The sequence below is a fragment of the Psychrobacter sp. TS_SC_6 genome (assembly GCF_056156305.1).
This window is the reverse complement of sequence record NZ_CM149590.1, coordinates 1,677,951-1,698,279: the sequence shown is the minus strand read 5'-3', so window position 1 is coordinate 1,698,279 and position 20,329 is coordinate 1,677,951. Positions and strand designations below refer to the sequence as shown.

The following is a 20,329-nucleotide window of genomic DNA, read 5'->3' as shown; positions in this document are numbered from 1 at the left end:
TGATGAAGGGATAAATTTATAAAGCCAGTAATTCATCAATTGAGTTGATGTGTCACTGGCCATTTTTACGAGCAATTTTGATGAGTAATTATCTGCCAGTTTTATTATTCGTCGTTCTCGAAACTGACATTTTGATAGTATTCTGGCGTCAAATTGATAAAGCGGGTAAATTGTCCTTCAAAACCCAAACGTATGGTGCCGATAGGGCCATTACGCTGTTTACCGATGATGACTTCAGCCACCCCTTTGTGGTCTGAGTTTTCATTATAAACCTCATCACGATAGATGAACATAATCAAATCGGCATCCTGTTCAATCGCACCAGATTCACGCAGATCCGACATGATAGGACGTTTGTTAGGGCGATTTTCTAGACTACGGTTAAGCTGCGACAAGGCGATAACTGGACATTCAAGCTCACGTGCTAGTGCTTTTAAACTACGAGAAATCTCAGAGATTTCCCCAACACGGTTACCATCTAGACCGGGTACTTTCATTAATTGTAGATAATCGACAATGATAGCGCCAAGCTTGCCATCATGATTTTTGGCAATACGGCGGCAGCGTGAGCGCAGCTCAGAGGGTGGCAGGGCAGTACTGTCATCAATATATAGATGCTTTGACTGTAAATGCTGAATGGCGTTCATCATTTTTGCCCATTCATCTTCATTCATTTGCCCTGACCGCAGATGTGTCTGGTTGATTGCGCCCCAAGATGATAGCAAACGCATCACGATAGATTCTGCGGGCATCTCCATCGAAAATACCACTACAGGCAAATCTTCATTAAATAAAATCCCTTCTGCTAAGTTCATCGCAAAGGTGGTTTTACCCATCGATGGACGCGCAGCCACAATGACTAAATCGCCTGCTTGCAAGCCTTGGGTTTTATTATTGAGCTCAACAAATGGTGTTTGTAGTCCGATCATGCCATCTGGATTTGATTTGAGCTCTTGGATTTTATCAATGACATTGGTCAATACGGCAGTAATACCGACAGGTCCACGCTGCTCTGCACGTTTATTATGCTGCTCATTGATGCTAAATATCTTCGCTTCTACGTTATCTAAAATATCGCTGACGGTTTGGTCTTTGGGGTTATAGGCTAGGGTTAACATATCATTGCCGGTAGTAATCAGCTGACGTAGTGTAGATAGCTCGCGTACACGCTGAGCGTAAGCGGTCAGGTTAAATAAAGTTGCTGGGCTTTGGCTCAAGATATCCGCCAAATAACTGTCGCCGCCCGCACTTTTTAGCAGCTTTTGCGCCTCTAACCAATCGTGTACCATAACCGTGTCATAAGGCTCATTGACTGCAGCTAAATGCGCAATAGCATCAAAAATATACTGATGTCGCCCAGCATAAAAATCGTCTTTGGTAACGATATCTGCAATCTTATCGTATGCCTCTTCGATACTCATCAAAGACGCCAGCAGCGCCTTTTCAATATCGATATTGTGCGGCGGTGTTTGATTGAGTAAGTCGTCGGTTTTTTCAGTATCTGCCATGAGTGCCTAATATTTCAAAAGTCGGTATAGATGGGTATTGTTGTAAATATTTATTTTAGTCATGATACAGCAAAGCAAGTGCAATGCACCTCGATGAGAGAAGTACCAAAATGTCATCTCACGCTTGCCAGTAAATGCTACAATCAAAAGTGAAAGTTTAACACATTATGTGATTTTTTCAGCTCACATAGGTAATTATCTATAAAAATGCCTGCTTCTATGAAATGAAGTTTATGGCATATAACACAGCTTCAAATACGCTCATTTACCATAAAAAATACAATAGAATCAGCTTCTTAATATAAGAATAGGGTGTTAGTGCTATGCAAGAAAAATTGCCATTATTAATCACGACTGGTGAACCTGCGGGTATTGGTATGGATATCGTATTGCTGCTAGCGGCTGAGGGTCAGTTACAGGGTTTTAATCGTCAAGTTTGGGTCACGGCAGATGGCAATGCAATGCAAAAACGTGCCGATGAGCTCATTGCTGCGGGCATACTAAAAAGCTGCCCACCTTGGAAAACAATTAATACTAATGAAGCAATTGTAGAAGACGATGATTTTTTAAATCAAATGTCTCAGCAGAGTGTTAACAGTGGCGCTGTTAATAATGATAATGCTTTTATATTATTAAATATTCCCTGTGCTGCACCCGTCACTTTTGGGAAAATTGATATCAATAACTCCGCAATGGTGGTAAAGCAGTTGGAAATAGCGCATAAATTGGCAGCCAATAAAACAGTCGCCGCTATCGTCACCGGACCACTACAAAAATCAGCATTGATAGAGGCTGGTATTAAACTGTTAGATGGCACGATGTTTAGTGGGCATACGGAGTTTTTTATGCAGCAAAGTGGCTGTGATAAAGTCGTCATGATGCTTGCTAATGAAGCCATGAAGGTGGCGCTTGTTACAACACACTTGGCATTAAAAGATATCCCTACAGCCATCACTGCCGATAATGTACGCCAAACAGTGCAAATTGTTATCGATGATATGTGTGAGAAATTTGGCTTGACGCAGCCGCGTATCTTAGTTTGCGGTCTAAATCCGCATGCGGGCGAGGGCGGGCATTTGGGCGTTGAAGAGATTGAGATTATCAATCCGGTGTTGCGAGAGTTTATCGATGCGGGGGTGAATATATCGGAGGCGATGCCTGCTGATACTTTGTTTACGTCCAGACATTTGGCGAATTGTGATGCAGTTATTGCTATGTATCATGACCAAGGCCTGCCAGTATTAAAATCGCACGGCTTTGGTGATACCGTTAATTTAACGTTGGGGCTGCCCTATATTCGTACTTCTGTCGATCACGGTACCGCGCTTGATTTAGCGGGACGAGGCGGTGCCAGTGCCACAAGTCTATATCAGGCACTCCTCATGGCAAATGAGATGGCGGATAAATCGCTCATAAATAGACCTCTTGCATAAGTCGATGCCTTAGCGAGGTTTATCACGCAATATTGGGCAACTTTTACATCAACCATGCCTATTTATGAATCATCAAACACTCCCTAATATAAGTGGTTTGAGCTATGCTGAAGAAACCGTACACCTAAACTTGGTAAACTAAGCACAACAACAGGAGTTTACCATGATCAAGAAAATCAGAACTTATAGCCCAGAATTCAAAGCCGAAGCCGTCAAGAAGATAGCGGATAACGATGGCAATATTTCAGCGACCGCAAAGCAGCTTGGTATCGCCATGCAAACGCTATCGAACTGGCATAACAAAGCCAATCAAGGCAAGCTTATCGGCACTGAGCAGTACGATCCACAGCTTATGGCCGTGATGGAAGAAAACAAGCGACTGAAGCGACAACTTAAAGTGGCTGAAGAGGAACGAGAGATCTTAAAAAAGGCGACGGCGTACTTCGCGAAAAACAGTTAGTCAGGTACGCCTTCATCAAAGATAACCAGCACTTCTTTAGCATCACCACTATGTGCCGCGTGCTAAGGGTAAAGCCCTCAAGCTACTACGATTGGCTAAGCCGCGATATCAGCGACCAACAGATACATCGCAACCAGTCTGAGCTATTGGTTAGAGCCGCTCACAGTGAAACGAAAGAACGTTATGGCGTAGATCGACTGCATGCTCATCTAAGTGAGCAAGGGCATTATATTAGCCAGTATATGGTCAGAAGCATCAAAGAAGAACATAGCATCAAATGCCGTCGCCATAAGCGCTTTAAAGTCACCACCGACTCCAATCACAACAAACTGGTCTATCCGAACGTGCTGGATCAGCAATTTGATGCCAGTCGCCCTAACCAAGCGTGGGTCAGTGATATTACCTATATCTGGACAAACGAGGGCTGGTTGTATTTAGCGGGAGTCAAAGACTTATACACCAAAGAGCTGGTCGGCTATGCCATTAACAAACGTATGACCGCTGATCTAGTATGCCGTGCACTCAATATGGCAATCAAGAATAAACGTCCAAGCAAAGGGCTAATCGTTCATTCAGACAGAGGCAGCCAGTATTGTAGCCATGCGTACCACAAGATTATCAAGCAGCATCACTTTACAGGCTCTATGAGTGGCAAAGGCAATTGTTATGACAATGCGCCAATAGAAAGCTTCTGGGGCATATTAAAGAATGAGCTGGTATATCATAAGGACTATAAAACAAGGTTTGCAGCCATCAACGATATCATTAGATATATTGAGCTGTATTACAATCAGACGAGGATTCAAAAGGGCTTGGGCTATAAATCGCCAAGACAGGTCTGGTTTGACTTTTACACTCAGGCTGCGTAACTAAAATCTCCCAAGTTTAGTTCTACGGGATTGACAGCAGGGGTCAGTTCCATTATAGCGGTCTGTTATAAGTGGTCTGTTAATAGGTTTAGAGAGTAAGATAACTGGTTCCCTTGGGGTATGCCTATGGGGGACTAATCAGGCACTCTCACTGGTTTGGTTCCCTATACAGGCATCGAACTGCTAACTATAGGACTAAAAACATAAGTCAGTTTGGGATAGGCTCCACTATCCCTTAAATTGCCAGACGTAAATTTAAAGCTTTAACGACCTTAATAACCGTATCAAAACTTGGACTGACCTCACCAGAGAGCGCTTTATACAAGCTCTCTCGACCTAAGCCTGTATCTTTTGATAATTGTGCCATTCCCTTGGCTCTAGCGATATTTCCTAGAGCTTTTGCTATGAATGCTGCATCATTGTTAGATTCTTCAATACAGGCTTGTAGATAAGCTTGCATATCTTCCTCAGTTTTAAGATGCTCAGCACTATCCCATTTTCGAATTTTGATAGTCATTTATAACTCCTCCTCTAACTCTTTTGCCAATTGAAGGGCAAGTTTTATATCTTTACTTTGGGTAGATTTATCTCCACCCGCTAATAGAATAACCACTCTTTGCCCTTGCTTACAGTAATAGACTCGATAGCCGGAACCAAAGAAGAAACGTAGTTCAGAAACACCTTCACCGATAGGCTCAGAATCTCCAAAGTTCCCATCTTCGACCCGATCAATTCGGACTTGTATACGTTTTTTTGCCTGTTGGTCTTTTAGTTTACTAAACCATTTATCAAAAATTTCGGTGGTATATATTGAGTACATGGAATCATTGTATCCTACAAGATACAGATAAACAAGATTTATATCTATCTCAGTCTGTCTTGAGGTCTGACATAAAAAGGGCTGATTAAGGAGTCAAAAAGGCTCCTATTTTCTGAAGTGTGACTCTAATACTAAAGTATAAACTATACTTTAAAATTCAAGGAGATAGATTTATGCAGTCAGTAAGTTATACAGATATTAGACATAGTGTACTTGATAGTTTTTACTCAAACTTAGTTTCTAAGCCAGAAACAGATCTAACTTATGATAAGGCGCTAGACTACGTTACTTACGGTTTTGAAGTTGGATTTTCAGACGTGGAAATGTTTGTTATAGATTTTGTGGTTTATGTGCTTTGTAGTGACTTCAAAGTGTCCGAAGAGCTTTCATTAATTCTTGAAAGAAAATTATTAACTATTATTAAATCTAAATATTTTGATTGTTTGATATTTCAAATTAAGCAAGGAGAGGATGATAGAACAGATCTTCTTGCGGATATGTGTATAAAGGGTCTAATATCTCAAGAAAAAATGCATAGTTTGCTTGAAAAATAAAGAATTTTGGTTTGTGCCAAGTACCTATTATCATTAACCTGTGGGCTGAAAACTTCATTTAAGCTACTTGCTAAAAACTAACGTAGCTATAGCTATCTAACTCTAGTTCGATGCCTGTATAGCGCAACGATCACAAATAAAATATGTATGGTGAGTACACCGTGACTATTTCAGTGAGTTAAAACACTGATACCAGTAGCCCTCAGCAAAAGTTTCAAGTCCTCACTAGGGAACCGTATTATATCAAATGGTTTAGAACAAAAAGCTACTGTGTCGATTGCGCTAAGGTATGAGTGGTTAATCGATAAAATATCTCAAAAACACAGTCAAATAATAAGCTGTGATATAATTCATCCCAATAAAACACTCATTTTATCGTCATTGCTCACTTTTACCTCTTACTCATTAAGACTATTCTATGTCAAAAACTACATTTGATGCTCAATCTATTACCAACAGCCTACGTGCTGCCAAACACCAACCGCGTAAACGCTTTGGTCAAAACTTCTTACATGACCGTAGTGTTATCCGTGAGATTGTTGAGAGCATTCGCTTAGAGCGTGATGATAATTTGATTGAGATTGGGCCAGGGATGGGCGCACTGACTGAGCCGTTATTGGCAGAAGTAGATGCGATGACTGTGGTCGAGCTAGATCGTGATTTGGCAGATAGCTTGCGTATCCGTATTGGGGCTAATAGTCATCCAAATTTTGAGATTATCAAAAACAATGCCATGCATGTGGATTATCGGGAGCTTTATAGCGATGAGCGCGGCAAATTACGCGTGGTGGGTAATCTACCATATAACATCTCAACGCCCATACTTTTTCACTTACTCAGCTATGCCGATGTGATTCAAGACATGCACTTTATGCTGCAAAAAGAAGTGGTTGAACGTATCACCGCTGACGTCGATAGCAAAACCTATGGTCGCCTATCGGTCATTATGCAGTATCACTGCCATACGGATTATTTGCTCACCGTACCACGTGGTGCTTTTAATCCGCCGCCAAAAGTGACCAGTGCCGTATTTCGTCTGACGCCGCATATTATTAAGCCAGTCGTGGCAGAAGATGAAGAGTATTTTGCATTGGTAGTGCGCGAAACCTTTAATCATCGCCGTAAAACGTTGCGCGCTATATTCAAAAAATCAACGTTATTGCCGACGTTGAGCGAAGACGATTTTGCAGCTTGCGCCATTGATCCACAAGCCCGTCCTGAAACCTTAAGCGTGAAAGATTTTGTCAATTTGAGCAATCAAGCACGTAAAGTAGAAGGTTGATTTATCAGTGCTATTCATACCGCAGATATCATTGATTGCTAAGTAGTATTCAGAATATCCACAAGAAAGATTGAGAGCTTATGAGTTATCGTCATCAGTATGTCATCGGTGATTTGCAAGGCTGCTATGCTGCGTATCTTCAGCTACTTGAAACGTTGGATTTTGATCCTGAGCAAGATAAATTATGGTTTGCAGGCGATCTAGTGGCACGCGGCGAGGACTCTTTAAATACCTTGCGTCATGTCAAAGCTTTGTGTGAGCAAGGGGCAGCCGCGACCGTACTTGGCAATCATGATATCAATTTGCTAGCCGTTTGGCGTGGGGCGACGAAAATTAAGAAAAAAGACAAAACGGCACCGATTTTTGCAGCCGATGATTGTGATGAGTTGCTAGAGTGGCTACGTCATCAGCCATTATTGGTGTATCCTGATAAGCATACGGTGCTGGTGCATGCCGGTATTCCGCCGCATTGGAGTATTGAAGACGCTGAAAAGTATGCCCATCAGTTAGAGTCGCAGTTGCGCAGTCATGTAAAACAGCTCGATAGATTGTTGCCAAATCTTTATAGCAAGACGGCAGATAATTGGCATGCAGACATTCATGGATTTACAAAAATGCGAGCGATTGCCAATTATTTTACTCGCATGCGCTTATGTCAGCAGGATGGGCTGCTTGAATTTAGCTTTACCTCAGGGCTAGATGAGCGCATGCCAGAGGATTTTTTGCCTTGGTTTGAATGGCAAGTGCCGCGCACGCGTAAGGTTTTATTCGGTCATTGGGCCGCGCTCAAAGGTGAGATTGATCTGCCTTATGCTCGTGCACTAGATGGTGGTTGTGTTTGGGGCAATCATTTGCTGGCTTATCGCTTAAGTGATGGCAAGACCATCACGTCAAGTGCGCAGTGCTTGCCGATATCTTCTTAATTTTTTAGCGATTCCAAAAATCAATCAAGCCATCAAATTAACCCATTAACTGGGTAGATTTGGTGGCTTTTTTGGTTTAGGTAGTGGCGTTTTGGCGTCGCCTGCAATTTTGCTATCAGCAGTGCTGTCTTGACTAATCGCATCAGATACCGTCTGATTGTTCTCATCAAACGCAGCATGTGTCTTATCATATTGAATATCCTGACTATAAGAGACGCTGCTAAGTGCTTCCTCTGTCAGACCATCATCAAGCTCAATGGTTGTATTCATAGCTGATTTATTGACACTAATATGAGCTTCGCGGTTGTTTAGTTCAGGACTCAGCTCATGCTCTGCTGGTGGATTGGCATAATGTATATCAGTGACCGTCTGCTGTCCTTCCGTCTTCTTCTGCAAGGCTTTTGGTAGCACTTTGACATCGGATAAGCGCCTTACCACATAGTTTTTAGGAAGTGGCTGATTGCTGTTTTGTGGTGCAGTATCATCGAAAATCATCTGACCTTGGCTATCAATACGGGCATACTTCATCGGTTTGTCGCGTGGCCAGAAAAAGTCAGAAGGATGCGTCATTAAGTGGCTGAAGAGTTGCTTAGTTAAGCGACTCCAATCAACGAATTTCACCTCTTTTGAGCGTAAAGCGACAAAAAGTGCCAGTGAGAAACTGACGATCAAGTTGACCATACCGATAAGTAAGACGCCAAAGACAGAAAGCAGCACCACTTGCCACTCTAGCTGATTGGACGATATATTAAATAAGCCATGAGCCAAATTCGCTGAAGCAAAGGCAATATGACGAATATCAATTGGTAAGCCAAATAAGAAACCAATCGTTGCAGTACTTCCTAGGAAAACCCCAAAGATAAAGTTGCCCATGATGGCACCCAGATTGGCTTCTATAAAGCCGCCTAAACGTTGTAGCCATGCTTTGGGTAGTAAATATTGCAATAACTTATGCCGCTGGATACGGGCGCCTATCTGGTTGTAGACCGCCAAATTATCATAATAGCCAGCAATCAGACCCGATAAGAATAAATATACCCCAGCAATGGCAGCATGTGGCAAAGCTAGTGAACGAAAAGGGTCGAGATCATGAAGTAGGTGAGCGGCCTTATCGGTATCAATCATCGGCGCGCCAGTATATTGCAACCAAGCAAAAGAGATAATCAAGGCGACTGGTATCGCCATCATAACATTACCCATAATGGCAATGAACTGGGTGCGTAAAATATCGACCACCAATTCAGATAGCTTATTTAACTGATGGGACTTTTTACCCGAGCTTTCGGATATGGTTGAGGCGATAGCTGCCGCTGTCATGGCAGGCTGTTTGGTAGCGACTGTACCATGGACGATGTGGATGAAAACAAAGCCCAAACCATAAATCATACTATTGACAAAGGCTCGACCCATTGGTGCAAGAGCTAAGTGGTATGCCAATATTTTAGTCGTCGCCATAAAAGCAATGATAAAGCCTCCGATAGAGGCTTTTTTAAACATCTTCTGATAACCGGATTTATCGGTACTAATATAATGTTCGCCAACGCGGCTGGCGTTTTCAGTGACTTTTCGCGAGAGCAGTTTGGTATTATTATCGATCAGATAGCCGATGCTATAGAGACGATTGGCAGTGGTAATCAGCGTTTGTATCAGCTCAATAATTGCATGATCACGTTTTCGAGCATCATCTGTCACCAGCTCCGTTAAAATACGTAGGCGTTGTAAGCTTTGATCCAAACGCAGCAACATATTGGTCAAGCGAATTGAGATACCTGTTTTATAAATACGTTTGCGTACAGTGGCAACGATATCCTCGCATTGCTCAATCATGACCAATAGAGGTGCTGGATCCACAGCTTTTTCAGGAATGATATCAGTTAAGGTGTCGAGCTCATGTGCTTCTCGGTACTGATTAACATACAAGACTGCTTCTTGATTTTGTGCCACAAACGACGCTGAATAATTCAGCATTTGCGGGTAAGATTCCATCAAATCGGGATGCAGACCAATACCGCTAATGCGATAAGATAAGATGATAATCGCGTTCAAAATGCTGTTTTTTGCAGTAGCGACTAAGTCTAAGTGTTTCTCTTGTACTTTAAGTAGCGCAACCAGCTCGTCCCATTTTTCTTTTTCGATATTGGCAAGCCAGCGTTCATCAGAGCGTTTACTAAACAAATAACCGACCAGCTCAACGACTGAATCTTCTTGAGGCAACAGCGGTAAAAACCGATGACCGACCAAACGGCGTAAACTGTTGAAAAACCCCTGATCTGACATGATACCAGTATCGGTATAAAGAGAGATTTGACGATATTGAATAATCAGTCTTAAGACAAAGCTAGATAGCCCATCTCCGTATTCTGGATGCTGACCAAGAATATTAATCAGTGCTTGAATTTTTTCGTTGGCTAATTCAGGCTCTTTTTCGCCTGCTCGTAGCTCATCTATCAAGCGTTTAAGTACCGCAGCGTCGGGCACATCACTCAGAGCAGTAATCTGCTGTAAAATGCGTTTTAATTCTGACACATCGCATCCTTTATTATGGTTATTTCAAGCGTTTTTATTATCCAGTAATAGCTATGTTGCAATTGGCTGCAATGATTAACATTGTTAAAGACTTGATAATATATAATGTTTTAACTTGATTAGAGGGTACTCTATCTCGTGCTATTTTAGTCGTAACTATGCGTCGATAGTTAATTATTTTGTTAGCAGTTATTTTCGCAAAAAAAGGACAGTTAGGTTATCTGTCCTTTTTATTAAAGTAGCTGTAGTATTATCGTAGTGACGGCTTAACTAGCAGGCACATCAAAGTAGTCAAGATCAAAGTTCATCATCGGATCACTACCAGCTTGAACCATCTGAGCATGGGCATCGATACGTGGCAAGATACGACCAACAAAATAATCAGCAAGCTTGGCTTTATTGGTGTAAAAATCACCTTCTTTACCATTCGCGGCTTCAACCATCAACGCAAACATATACGAGTAGGCTAGGTAACCAAAGGCATGCATATAATCAACCGCACAGCCGTTAATTTCATTCTTACGCTCACCAATATTATTTAGCACCGTTTTGGTTAGTGCTTCAATTGTATCAGCAGCATCTAGCGTCGCTTGCTTGATACCGTGATCTGCTTGCATATTATTGACAAAATCACGAATCTCACCTAAGAAATGGGTAACGTATTTGCCGTTATTTTTCGCCACTTTACGACCTAGTAAATCAAGCGCTTGAATACCATTGGTGCCTTCATAAATCTGGGCAATACGCGTATCACGAACGATTTGCTCCATACCCCATTCGCGGATATAACCATGACCGCCAAATACTTGCTGGCAATCAATAGTAGCTTCTAACGCTTTATCCGTCAAGAATGCTTTAGCCACGGGCGTCAATAATGCAACACGCGCGGCAGCTGCTTGAACGGCCTCTGGATCAGTACTAAACTTCTCTTCATCAAGATTTTTGGCAACGTACATCGCAAAGCAACGTGACGCCTCAGTATTGGCTTTGGCATTCAACAGCATACGGCGTACATCAGCATGATGAATGATGGCATCTGCTGGTTTTTCTGGGCTTTGTAGCTGAGTATCACTACGACCTTGACCGCGGTCATTGGCGTATAGCGCTGCGTTTTGATAAGCAAGCTCAGAACCACCAAGGCCTTGCAGACCCATGGTGACACGCTCATAGTTCATCATAATGAACATTGATGACAAACCTGTATTTTCGGCACCAACCATCCAGCCTTTGGCGTTGTCAAAGTTCATCACACAAGTGGCTGAGGCTTTGATGCCCATTTTATGCTCGATAGAGCCGACTGCTAAGGTGTTACGCTCGCCTAAGCTACCATCGGCGTTGACCAAAAATTTTGGTACGACAAATAGCGAAATACCTTTTGAGCCTTCTGGTGCATTCGGTGTTTTTGCCAGTACCAGATGAATGATATTGTCAGTTAGGTCATGCTCACCACCAGTGATAAAGATTTTGGTACCAGAGATATCATAGCTGCCATCATCATTAGGAATAGCTTTGGTTTTGATGATACCTAAGTCAGTACCAGCATGTGGCTCTGTCAAGCACATGGTACCCGACCATTCGCCGTTGTACATTTTCTCTAAGTAAGTTTGCTTTTGTTCTTCAGAAGCCGCTGCGTTTAGGCACAGTGTCGCGCCAACAGTTAGGTTAGGGTAGAGGGCAAAGGATTGGTTGGCAGTGAATACCATCTCTTCAGTCAGCATGGTCACCATTTTTGGGAAACCTTGACCACCGTATTCAGCATTACCACTTAAGCCAACCCAGCCTGATTCAGCATACTGTTTATACGCTTCTTTAAATCCAGTAGGAGTCGTGACGACGCCATTACCTTCAAAGGTTGCGCCTTCTTCATCGCCGCTGCGGTTGATAGGTAACAAAACGTTTTTTGTCAGTTTTGCCATTTCTTCCAAAATCATATCGACCGTTTCCATATCGACATGAGCGAGATTCTCGTTATTTTGCCAAAATTTAGGCGCGTTAAACACATCATTTAAGATAAAGCGCATGTCATTAAGAGGGGCATTATAAACAGCCATAAACATTCCTTTGGTTCAAATAAATAAAAGTGAGTTGAACAAATTTATAAGAGATCTTTTGAGTTGGGCTTAATATTCATTATTAAAGTTTAGCAAATTAGCTTGCGCACGGGTGTATTTGTTCGTGAATTATGCGTACACCAAAAGTGTGGATCATTTTATTTAAAAAATGACTATGGCAGATTTTAAATGGTAGTAAATAAAATCGGCAACACACCTGAGTATGTTGCCGATAAAAAATACATTATTTAGCGCTACAAAAAAAATGCTCGATCAAAATTTTTTGGTGTTAATTAAAACGCAAATTGATCAACATCCATGCTCATATACGGCTCAACACCAGTACTAATACGCTGTACGTGAGTGGTGGTACGTGGCAATAGCTTAGCAAAGTAGAACTGCGCAGTTTTTACTTTGGCGTCGTAGAATGCTTGTTCGCTACTACCGTTAGCAAGTTCAGTTTGTGCCACTAATGCCATGCGTGCCCATAAGTAGGCTAGCGTCACATAGCCGCTGAAATACATATAATCAACAGCAGCGCCGCCAACTGCATCTGGGTTTTCAGTCGCTTGCATACTGATACGTGCAGTCAAATCGCCCCATTCTTTTAGATGTTTGGCAAGTGGGCGAATAAATTGACCCATCTCATCATTATCTTGGTTTTCTTCACAGAATGTCTGAATGATTTTTACGAAGTTCGCAAGCAGCTTGCCTTGTGAACCCAATACTTTACGACCTAGCAGATCAAGCGCTTGAATTTCAGTTGTACCTTCGTATAAGCAAGCAATACGCGTATCACGCACGTTTTGCTCCATACCCCATTCGCTGATAAAGCCATGACCACCATAAACCTGTACGCCATGGTTGGCTGCTTCTAGACCAGTTTCTGTCAAGAACGCTTTAGCAATAGGCGTCAATAGTGACAACATTTGGTCAGCAAATTTAAGCGCGTCGCCTTCGCCTTTTGCGACAGTATCTGCAAAATGTGAGAGGTAATAGACCAAAGCACGGCCACCTTCAGCAAAGGCTTTTTCAGTCAACAGCATGTTACGAACCGCTGGATGTACAATGATAGGATCAGCGACTTTTTCAGGGGCTTTGACACCAGATAATGAACGCATTGCTAAGCGATCTTTGGCATAAGTCAATGAGCCTTGGAACGCATATTCTGCTGCTGTTAAACCTTGCACTGCGGTACCAATACGTGCCACGTTCATAAAGGTAAACATGCACTGTAGACCACGGTTTTCAGGGCCAATCAGATAACCTGTTGCGCCATCAAAGTTCATCACGCAGGTGGCTGAAGCTTTGATGCCCATTTTATGTTCAATAGAGCCACAAACGACGTTATTGTTTTCACCTAGGCTACCGTCTCCGTTGACCGTTACCTTAGGAACGATAAACAGTGAGATGCCTTTTGTACCAGCAGGCGCGCCTGGTAGACGAGCCAAGACGATATGAATGATGTTGTCCGTTAAGTCATGCTCACCAGCTGAAATGAAGATTTTTTGACCAGTGATGCTATAACTGCCATCTTCTTTAGGCTCAGCTTTGGTACGGATGATACCCAAATCAGAACCTGCATGTGCTTCAGTCAAGCACATGGTGCCTGACCATTCGCCGCTGACCATTTTTTCTAGGTAGATTTGCTTTTGCTCGTCCGTACCGTGATGCTCGATGGTTTGAATGGCACCATGAGATAAACCAGGGTACATAGAGAATGACCAGTTAGCTGTACCAACCATTTCATTAATGACAGTCGATAATGAAAACGGCATGTTTTGACCACCAAAGTCTTCTTCAGCAGATAAGGCTGGGAATCCAAGCTCACAATACGCTTTGTATGCTTCTTTAAAGCCTTTTGGCGTGGTGACTTGACCATTGTTAAATTGGCAGCCTTCAGCGTCACCACTTTGATTCAGTGGTGATAGCTCATTTTCAGCAAAGCTTGCGGCCATCTCAAATAGACTGTCCATTAGCTCGCGGTCAGCTTCTTGGAATGCTGGTAAGGTTTTATAATGGCTTTCGCTGTCAAGTAACTCATGCATCACGAATTGGATATCACGTAAGGGTGCTTTGTATTGCATAACTTCCTGTCCTTTTTTTGGTGTATGACCGACAGCGATGGGGCGACTGTTGTTGTAAGTCTGAGTTGCTAGTCTCTTGCTGGCATGGAGTGTGTCTGCATTATTAACAAACAACGATACCGATCATATGAAATAGATTGAGATAAGAATTAAGACCTTATCTGTAAATTCTTAGTAAAAGATAGGCTTTCACTGGAAAATATACAAGTTTGGAGACAATACTGATAAGTCATCAACCTATCTTGCATCCTATGTATAATATAGCCTACAAGCTAAGCGTGCTTATCGATATGGTAGAGGAACGGTATGAGGACGTTTTATACTCGCTCTCTAGTCATTGTTATTTTTGGACAAATGTTGTTGCACTAACATGTTGGTTGTAACTTCAGCAGACATAGGTTTGCCAAACCAATAGCCTTGACCATACTGGCAACCCATAGCCAAGAGCAAATCGCGCTGTTTCTCGTTTTCGATACCTTCTGCGATGACCTGCATATCCAGTGCTTCTGCTAATGCCAAAATAGCGTTAACGATGGCACGTTGAGTTTTGTCTGCGGTAATCTTAGAGATGAAACTTTTATCGATTTTAATGAAGTCAAAGGGATATTCTTGCAGATAACTCAAAGAAGCGTAGCCGGTACCAAAGTCATCTAAAGCCAAGCAAACCCCTAGCGCTTTTAACGAATTTAGCTGTTCTTTAACATTAGAATGGCGCTTCATCAAAGAAGATTCTGTTACCTCAATATGTAACTGGTGCGCTGAAATTTGATGCTGTGTCAATAAATTACTGACCACATCAAAAAATTCTGGATTGCTGAATTCAGCGGCATCGGCATTGATACAGATATGTTGGTCAAAGCCCAAACCTTGCCAAATCTTTAGTTGCTCAGCGATTTGGGTTGCTACTTGAGAGAATAACTCAAGCGATAATTTGTGAGAGATAATGGCATCAATAAAATCAATAGGTTGCAGCAATCCGCGAATGGGATGCTGCCAGCGTACCAATGCTTCAAAGCCTGAAATATCGCCTGTATCTAGGGCGAATTTGGGTTGATAATAGGCGACAAACTGACCTTCGTTAGTGGCTCTTTTAAGCTCATATTCTAATTGTAAATGATCAGCATTGAGCTCAATAAGGGATTTATTATACCAACAGACATCGTCGCCACCTTGCTGCTTGACATAATTTAATGCCCTTTCAGCTTTGGTTAATAAGCCGATAAACTCATTATCATTTTCAGGATAGTAACTGACCCCAACAGAGACATGACAATAGACCTTGGTATTTGTGGCGCCATTATCACTAACAAAGAAAGGACGCTCACACATTTGCATTAAAATATCTAGCTGATGGCGCACCATATTGGCGTCACTGCACTCAAACAGTAAAGCAAAGTCATCACCGCCGAAATGAGAGAAACAGCGCAAACAACCGAGTTTTAGGTCTTTGATGCGTGTCACAAATTTTTTTATTAAGCTATTGATACCATCGGGACCCAGTAAGCTTGCAAGGCTGCGATAACGATCAAGATTTAAACGTACAACGATAACTTCTTGATAGCTATCCAGTAACAAATCGCTAGTTTGGCTCAAAAATACTTTGCGGTTAGGCAGTTCGGTTAATTGGTCGTAGTTTAACAAGTGTGCCACTTGTTTTTTATTTTTTACCACGGCAGACATATCTCTAACCATACCAACGTAATACACAGTGTGACCTATTTTTATTTTTCGATAGCTCATATAACAATCTAGAAGCTCTCCGTAGCGATTTGGCATTGAAAAGTCATTTTCATAAAAACCTTGACTGTCTAAGTGTTCAGCGATATCTACTAGAATAGATCTTTCTTCTTCTGCTAAAAATTCAGCTGCGTATATACCAAGCGGACGCCCAAGTAAAAAATCTTCCGTATAACCGATCATGCGCTCATAAGTTGCATTGACCGATAAATAATACAAATTTGCATCCAATATAAAGATAGCATCTTCATATTGTTCACAAAGTTTGACCAATAATTGCTGTTTATCCGCCAGTGGCATTGGTGTAAAAGCAGTCATAAATGAACTCATAAAATAGAGGTAAATCGATAAAGAGAGCTTTTTGTATTGGCAATTAGCGCTGTTTTAATGTAGTCAGTGCAGTTTACAAAGATACAGTGCTACTAGGACAAATTTTTGAAGAATCTGGTACTCATACGCATAGTGCACAGCAATCGAAATTTGTCTCAGTAAAACACTATTTCATTTGTATCTTTTATTGTGAACTGACTATATGACGCTTTGTACTGCTACTAAGGGTTGACACGTGGCAACAGCGCTTGCAAGGTTGCCAAGGCGACCACTGGGGCAGTTTCTGTTCGTAATACCCTCGCGCCAATTTGCCAAGGCTCAAAACCAACGTCTGCTGCTTGAGCGCATTCATTAGCACTTAGGCCACCTTCAGGACCAATCAACAACTCAATATAAGGCACTGGTTGTTGTAATACTGTTAGTAGCGAATCAGGCATAGCAGGTTGTCCTGCCGCTGGTACACTAAGCTGTAGGCGCAAATCAGCGGGTTGTTGTAGTACTTGATAATAAGCATCCTGACTAAGGGTGGTAACCATAGAGCTGATAGTGGATTCTATTTTTACAGGCGTGGTCGTTGTGATAGGCTTAAGCCAATCGTTAATGGGAATAGGCGCAATAATAAGCGGTGGACGGTTAAGACCGCATTGCTCACACGCGGCAATGGCAACTTGCTGCCAATGTGCCAGTTTTTTTTCGATTTGGGCAGGTTTTAGATTGACCTCGCCATGCTGACTGCTTAGCAATTGGATGGCAGTGACGCCAAGTTCTGCAGATTTTTGAATCGCATAATCCATCCGTTCGCCACGACTCATTACCAGTCCGATTTTGGTAAATATCGGTGCACTATTATCCTTATTTGTGTGAGAAAGCAGGGTCACAGTAGCGTTTTTTTTACTGATGGTCAGTAGCTGTACCTGATAATCACCGCCAAAGCCATCAAACAAGACCCCTTTATCACCAATATTTGCTCGTAATACACGGCACCAATGATGGACGATACTTTCGGTTAATTCGACGCTGGAACCGATAGGCAAGGTGCTAAGCTGAGGGTATGTCATAGCCTTTTCATTGGTAACGTCGTTACTAATGTTGCTATTAGTGGCATAAAAGAAACGTCGCAAAATTACTTATTCCTATAATGGGGGGTAATGATATTTTTCAATATCTTAGCAGAATATCATTTGATTGGGTAAAGGGATTGTCAATAATGAAATTTGCATAACTGCAATTCCCATACCAAAAAAGACTGGCACTCCTAGGAGCGCCAGTCTTTAAGCAATACATTCGGTAAATATTTAAGCAATCAAGCCTAAGGCTTCGACTAAGCGCTTGTTTGGCTCAACCTTATTCATGCTATAAAAATGCATGGCAGGTACGCCCTCGCTAATTAAACGCTCGCACAGACGATAAACGACGTCAAAACCAAACTCACGAATGGCCTTACTGTCATCACCAAAGTCAAATAACTGCTTACGCACATAACGTGGAATATCAGCGCCACAGCTATCGGCAAAACGCACCAAATTGCTAGAATTGGTAATTGGCATAATACCAGCGATCAGAGGCTGAGCCACAGTATCGATACCGCGTTTTTCTAAAGTGTCGCGCAAATACAGATAGCTATCGGCATTATAAAAAAACTGCGTAATCGAAGCATTCGCTCCAGCTTGATACTTATTGACCAAGTTATCAACATCAAACGCAAAGCTACGCGCTTGTGGATGCATCTCGGGATACGCAGCCACTTCGATGTGAAAATGATCGCCTGAGTGTTCACGAATAAACTTAACCAAGTCTAGCGCAAACGGTAGCTCACCCATGCCAACCTGACCTGAGGGTAAGTCACCACGCAGTGCTACCAAACGCTTAATGCCCAAACCCTTATAAAGGTCGAGCAATTCGGCGATTTCACTTTTGTCATCACCAATACAAGACATGTGCGGCGCGATATCAGTATCACCGCGCTTGCATAATGCTTGTACGATGTCTAACGTGCGGCTACGGGTTGAGCCACCAGCACCATAGGTCACCGAAAAATAGGCTGGTGAGAGCTTATTCAACGCATCATAAGTGCTGAGTAATTTATCGTGCCCTTGCTCGGTTTTTGCAGGAAAAAACTCAAAGGAGAAAGCCGGCTTAGTCACAGTCTGACTCCTTTTAGTATTTATAAGCGTCAGGTTTGAATGGCCCTTCGACAGGGACACCTAAGTACTCGGCTTGCTTGCTAGTTAGCTTGGTCAACGTACCGTTAAAGCCTGCAACCATGGCGGCAGCAACTTCTTCGTCTAGCTTTTTCGGTAATACTTTGACGTATAAGTTATCAGTGCGCTTGTCTGCTGGTAATTCAGCGAATTTTTCTTCGAACAGATACATTTGCGCCAATACTTGGTTGGCAAATGAGCCGTCCATCACGCGCGATGGGTGACCAGTGGCGTTACCTAGATTGACCAAACGACCTTCAGCAAGCAAAATCAGGTAATCGTTTTCATCGTCTGAGCGGAAAATTTGATGAACTTGCGGCTTGATCTCAACCCAGCGCCAGTTATCACGCATAAATTGGGTGTCAATTTCGGTGTCGAAGTGACCGATATTACAAACCACAGCACCAGGTTTAAGTGCTGCTAGCATATGTCTGTCACATACATGGTAGTTACCAGTGGTCGTGACAATCATGTCGGTATCTTCAAGCAGACGGGTATTGATGTTTTCTGCGCCGCCAGTGTTATCGCCATTGATGTAAGGAGATAATACTTCAAAGCCATCCATACATGCCTGCATGGCACAGATAGGATCAACTTCTGAGACACGTACGATCATGCCTTCTTGACGTAGGCTTTGCGTAGAGCCTTTACCCACATCACCATAACCGATGACTAAAGCGCGGCGACCTGCAAGGAACATGTCAGTGGCACGCTTGATGGCATCATTTAAGCTATGACGGCAGCCATATTTATTGTCATTTTTAGACTTAGTAACCGCGTCATTAACGTTGATCGCTGGTACTTTTAGCGTGCCTTTATTTAGCATTTCAACTAAGCGATGTACACCAGTGGTGGTTTCTTCAGAGATACCATGGATGCTATCAAGAAGCTCGGCATAATCGTTATGAATCAATGCGGTCAAATCACCGCCATCATCTAAGATTAAGTTGGCATCCCAAAGCTGACCTGATGCTTCACCGCCAACGTGTACTTGCTGGCGTAGACACCATTCATACTCTTCTTCGGTTTCGCCTTTCCAAGCATAAACAGAGATACCGGCAGCAGCAATAGCCGCAGCAGCATGGTCTTGAGTTGAGAAGATATTACATGAGGTCCAGCGCACTTCAGCGCCTAACGCAACAAGCGTCTCAATCAGGACCGCAGTCTGAATCGTCATGTGGATACAGCCAGCGATTTTCGCGCCTTTGAGCGGTTGCTCGGCTTCGTAGCGACGACGCAAACCCATAAGGGCAGGCATTTCGGCTTCGGCAAGGGTGATTTCACGGCGGCCGTAATCAGCAAGGCTGATGTCAGCGACTTTATAGTCAGTGAAAGAGGGGTCGATCGTATGGGCAGATGGGGTGTTAGACACTGCGTCCATAATATGCTCCTATCAGTGGTTAAATTATGATAAAAAGAATAAAAACGCAGGTGCCGTTATTTGCGCTGTTGATGACCTAAAAGGGCAGCTAACAGTTAACCGAGCCTAACATAAGGGTTGAATAGTGGAATTTTGAATAAACAATCCATGATTCACAATTATGGCGC

At 42.6% G+C, this 20,329-nt stretch carries 15 protein-coding genes; 5 read left to right on the top strand and 10 right to left on the bottom strand.

Going from position 1 to position 20,329, the window contains the following annotated elements; all coding sequences use genetic code 11:
* Positions 1–104: 104 nt before the first annotated feature.
* Positions 105–1,508, bottom strand: a complete 1,404-nt coding sequence (dnaB, locus tag AC0J5Y_RS07120) for a replicative DNA helicase (RefSeq protein ID WP_475130055.1) — start codon at positions 1,506–1,508, stop codon at positions 105–107.
* Between the two features lie 323 nt (positions 1,509–1,831).
* Here dnaB and pdxA point away from each other — a divergent pair, with 323 nt between their 5' ends.
* Both pdxA and AC0J5Y_RS07110 read left to right on the top strand, forming a co-directional pair.
* Positions 1,832–2,941, top strand: a complete 1,110-nt coding sequence (gene pdxA / locus AC0J5Y_RS07115) for a 4-hydroxythreonine-4-phosphate dehydrogenase PdxA (RefSeq protein ID WP_475130054.1) — start codon at positions 1,832–1,834, stop codon at positions 2,939–2,941.
* A 163-nt stretch (positions 2,942–3,104) separates the two neighbouring features.
* A protein-coding gene (locus AC0J5Y_RS07110; RefSeq protein WP_475130053.1) for an IS3 family transposase occupies positions 3,105–4,270 on the top strand; the annotation gives its coding sequence in 2 pieces (ribosomal slippage) (positions 3,105–3,360 and positions 3,360–4,270; 1,167 coding nt in all).
* Positions 4,271–4,505: 235 nt separating this feature from the next.
* Here AC0J5Y_RS07110 and AC0J5Y_RS07105 read toward each other — a convergent pair.
* Complete coding sequence (locus tag AC0J5Y_RS07105) at positions 4,506–4,787, bottom strand: addiction module antidote protein (RefSeq protein WP_475130052.1); 282 nt, start codon at positions 4,785–4,787, stop codon at positions 4,506–4,508.
* Positions 4,788–5,090 carry a type II toxin-antitoxin system RelE/ParE family toxin gene (locus AC0J5Y_RS07100; RefSeq protein ID WP_475130050.1) on the bottom strand — a complete coding sequence of 101 codons (303 nt, stop codon included), beginning with the start codon at positions 5,088–5,090 and terminating at the stop codon, positions 4,788–4,790.
* A 173-nt stretch (positions 5,091–5,263) separates the two neighbouring features.
* Here AC0J5Y_RS07100 and AC0J5Y_RS07095 point away from each other — a divergent pair, with 173 nt between their 5' ends.
* The 3 genes from AC0J5Y_RS07095 to AC0J5Y_RS07085 all read left to right on the top strand — a co-directional run bounded on the left by AC0J5Y_RS07095 (position 5,264) and on the right by AC0J5Y_RS07085 (position 7,849).
* Positions 5,264–5,644 carry a hypothetical protein gene (locus AC0J5Y_RS07095; protein ID WP_475130049.1) on the top strand — a complete coding sequence of 127 codons (381 nt, stop codon included), beginning with the start codon at positions 5,264–5,266 and terminating at the stop codon, positions 5,642–5,644.
* Between the two features lie 418 nt (positions 5,645–6,062).
* Positions 6,063–6,926 (top strand): 16S rRNA (adenine(1518)-N(6)/adenine(1519)-N(6))-dimethyltransferase RsmA, encoded by an 864-nt coding sequence (gene rsmA, locus AC0J5Y_RS07090; RefSeq protein WP_475130048.1) that lies wholly within the window; start codon positions 6,063–6,065, stop codon positions 6,924–6,926.
* Between the two features lie 80 nt (positions 6,927–7,006).
* Positions 7,007–7,849: a symmetrical bis(5'-nucleosyl)-tetraphosphatase gene (locus AC0J5Y_RS07085; RefSeq protein ID WP_475130047.1), complete on the top strand. Its 843-nt coding sequence runs from the start codon at positions 7,007–7,009 to the stop codon at positions 7,847–7,849.
* 45 nt (positions 7,850–7,894) lie between these two features.
* Here AC0J5Y_RS07085 and AC0J5Y_RS07080 read toward each other — a convergent pair whose 3' ends face one another.
* The 7 genes from AC0J5Y_RS07080 to ahcY form a co-directional block, all read right to left on the bottom strand.
* The gene (locus AC0J5Y_RS07080) at positions 7,895–10,375 is read right to left on the bottom strand and encodes a site-specific recombinase (protein ID WP_475130046.1); all 2,481 of its coding nucleotides are present in this window, start codon (positions 10,373–10,375) and stop codon (positions 7,895–7,897) included.
* Between the two features lie 266 nt (positions 10,376–10,641).
* A complete protein-coding gene (locus tag AC0J5Y_RS07075) occupies positions 10,642–12,426 on the bottom strand; it encodes an acyl-CoA dehydrogenase C-terminal domain-containing protein (protein ID WP_475130045.1) in 1,785 nt (594 codons plus the stop codon).
* Positions 12,427–12,719: 293 nt separating this feature from the next.
* Entirely contained in the window at positions 12,720–14,513 is a 1,794-nt protein-coding gene (locus AC0J5Y_RS07070) for an acyl-CoA dehydrogenase C-terminal domain-containing protein (protein ID WP_475130044.1), read from the bottom strand.
* Positions 14,514–14,843: 330 nt separating this feature from the next.
* The gene (locus AC0J5Y_RS07065; RefSeq protein WP_475130043.1) at positions 14,844–16,568 is read right to left on the bottom strand and encodes a putative bifunctional diguanylate cyclase/phosphodiesterase; all 1,725 of its coding nucleotides are present in this window, start codon (positions 16,566–16,568) and stop codon (positions 14,844–14,846) included.
* Between the two features lie 233 nt (positions 16,569–16,801).
* The gene (locus tag AC0J5Y_RS07060; protein ID WP_475130042.1) at positions 16,802–17,701 is read right to left on the bottom strand and encodes a 16S rRNA (uracil(1498)-N(3))-methyltransferase; all 900 of its coding nucleotides are present in this window, start codon (positions 17,699–17,701) and stop codon (positions 16,802–16,804) included.
* Positions 17,702–17,875: 174 nt separating this feature from the next.
* Complete coding sequence (locus AC0J5Y_RS07055; protein WP_475130041.1) at positions 17,876–18,724, bottom strand: methylenetetrahydrofolate reductase; 849 nt, start codon at positions 18,722–18,724, stop codon at positions 17,876–17,878.
* 13 nt (positions 18,725–18,737) lie between these two features.
* Positions 18,738–20,162 (bottom strand): adenosylhomocysteinase, encoded by a 1,425-nt coding sequence (ahcY, locus tag AC0J5Y_RS07050; protein WP_475130040.1) that lies wholly within the window; start codon positions 20,160–20,162, stop codon positions 18,738–18,740.
* Positions 20,163–20,329: the final 167 nt, after the last annotated feature.

Coding starts and splice junctions, on each gene's coding strand:
- dnaB (WP_475130055.1), bottom strand. CDS start 1,508: ATGGCAGATACTGAAAAAACCGACGACTTACTCAATCAAACACCGCCG.
- pdxA (WP_475130054.1), top strand. CDS start 1,832: ATGCAAGAAAAATTGCCATTATTAATCACGACTGGTGAACCTGCGGGT.
- AC0J5Y_RS07105 (WP_475130052.1), bottom strand. CDS start 4,787: ATGACTATCAAAATTCGAAAATGGGATAGTGCTGAGCATCTTAAAACT.
- AC0J5Y_RS07100 (WP_475130050.1), bottom strand. CDS start 5,090: ATGTACTCAATATATACCACCGAAATTTTTGATAAATGGTTTAGTAAA.
- AC0J5Y_RS07095 (WP_475130049.1), top strand. CDS start 5,264: ATGCAGTCAGTAAGTTATACAGATATTAGACATAGTGTACTTGATAGT.
- rsmA (WP_475130048.1), top strand. CDS start 6,063: ATGTCAAAAACTACATTTGATGCTCAATCTATTACCAACAGCCTACGT.
- AC0J5Y_RS07085 (WP_475130047.1), top strand. CDS start 7,007: ATGAGTTATCGTCATCAGTATGTCATCGGTGATTTGCAAGGCTGCTAT.
- AC0J5Y_RS07075 (WP_475130045.1), bottom strand. CDS start 12,426: ATGGCTGTTTATAATGCCCCTCTTAATGACATGCGCTTTATCTTAAAT.
- AC0J5Y_RS07070 (WP_475130044.1), bottom strand. CDS start 14,513: ATGCAATACAAAGCACCCTTACGTGATATCCAATTCGTGATGCATGAG.
- AC0J5Y_RS07065 (WP_475130043.1), bottom strand. CDS start 16,568: ATGACTGCTTTTACACCAATGCCACTGGCGGATAAACAGCAATTATTG.
- ahcY (WP_475130040.1), bottom strand. CDS start 20,162: ATGGACGCAGTGTCTAACACCCCATCTGCCCATACGATCGACCCCTCT.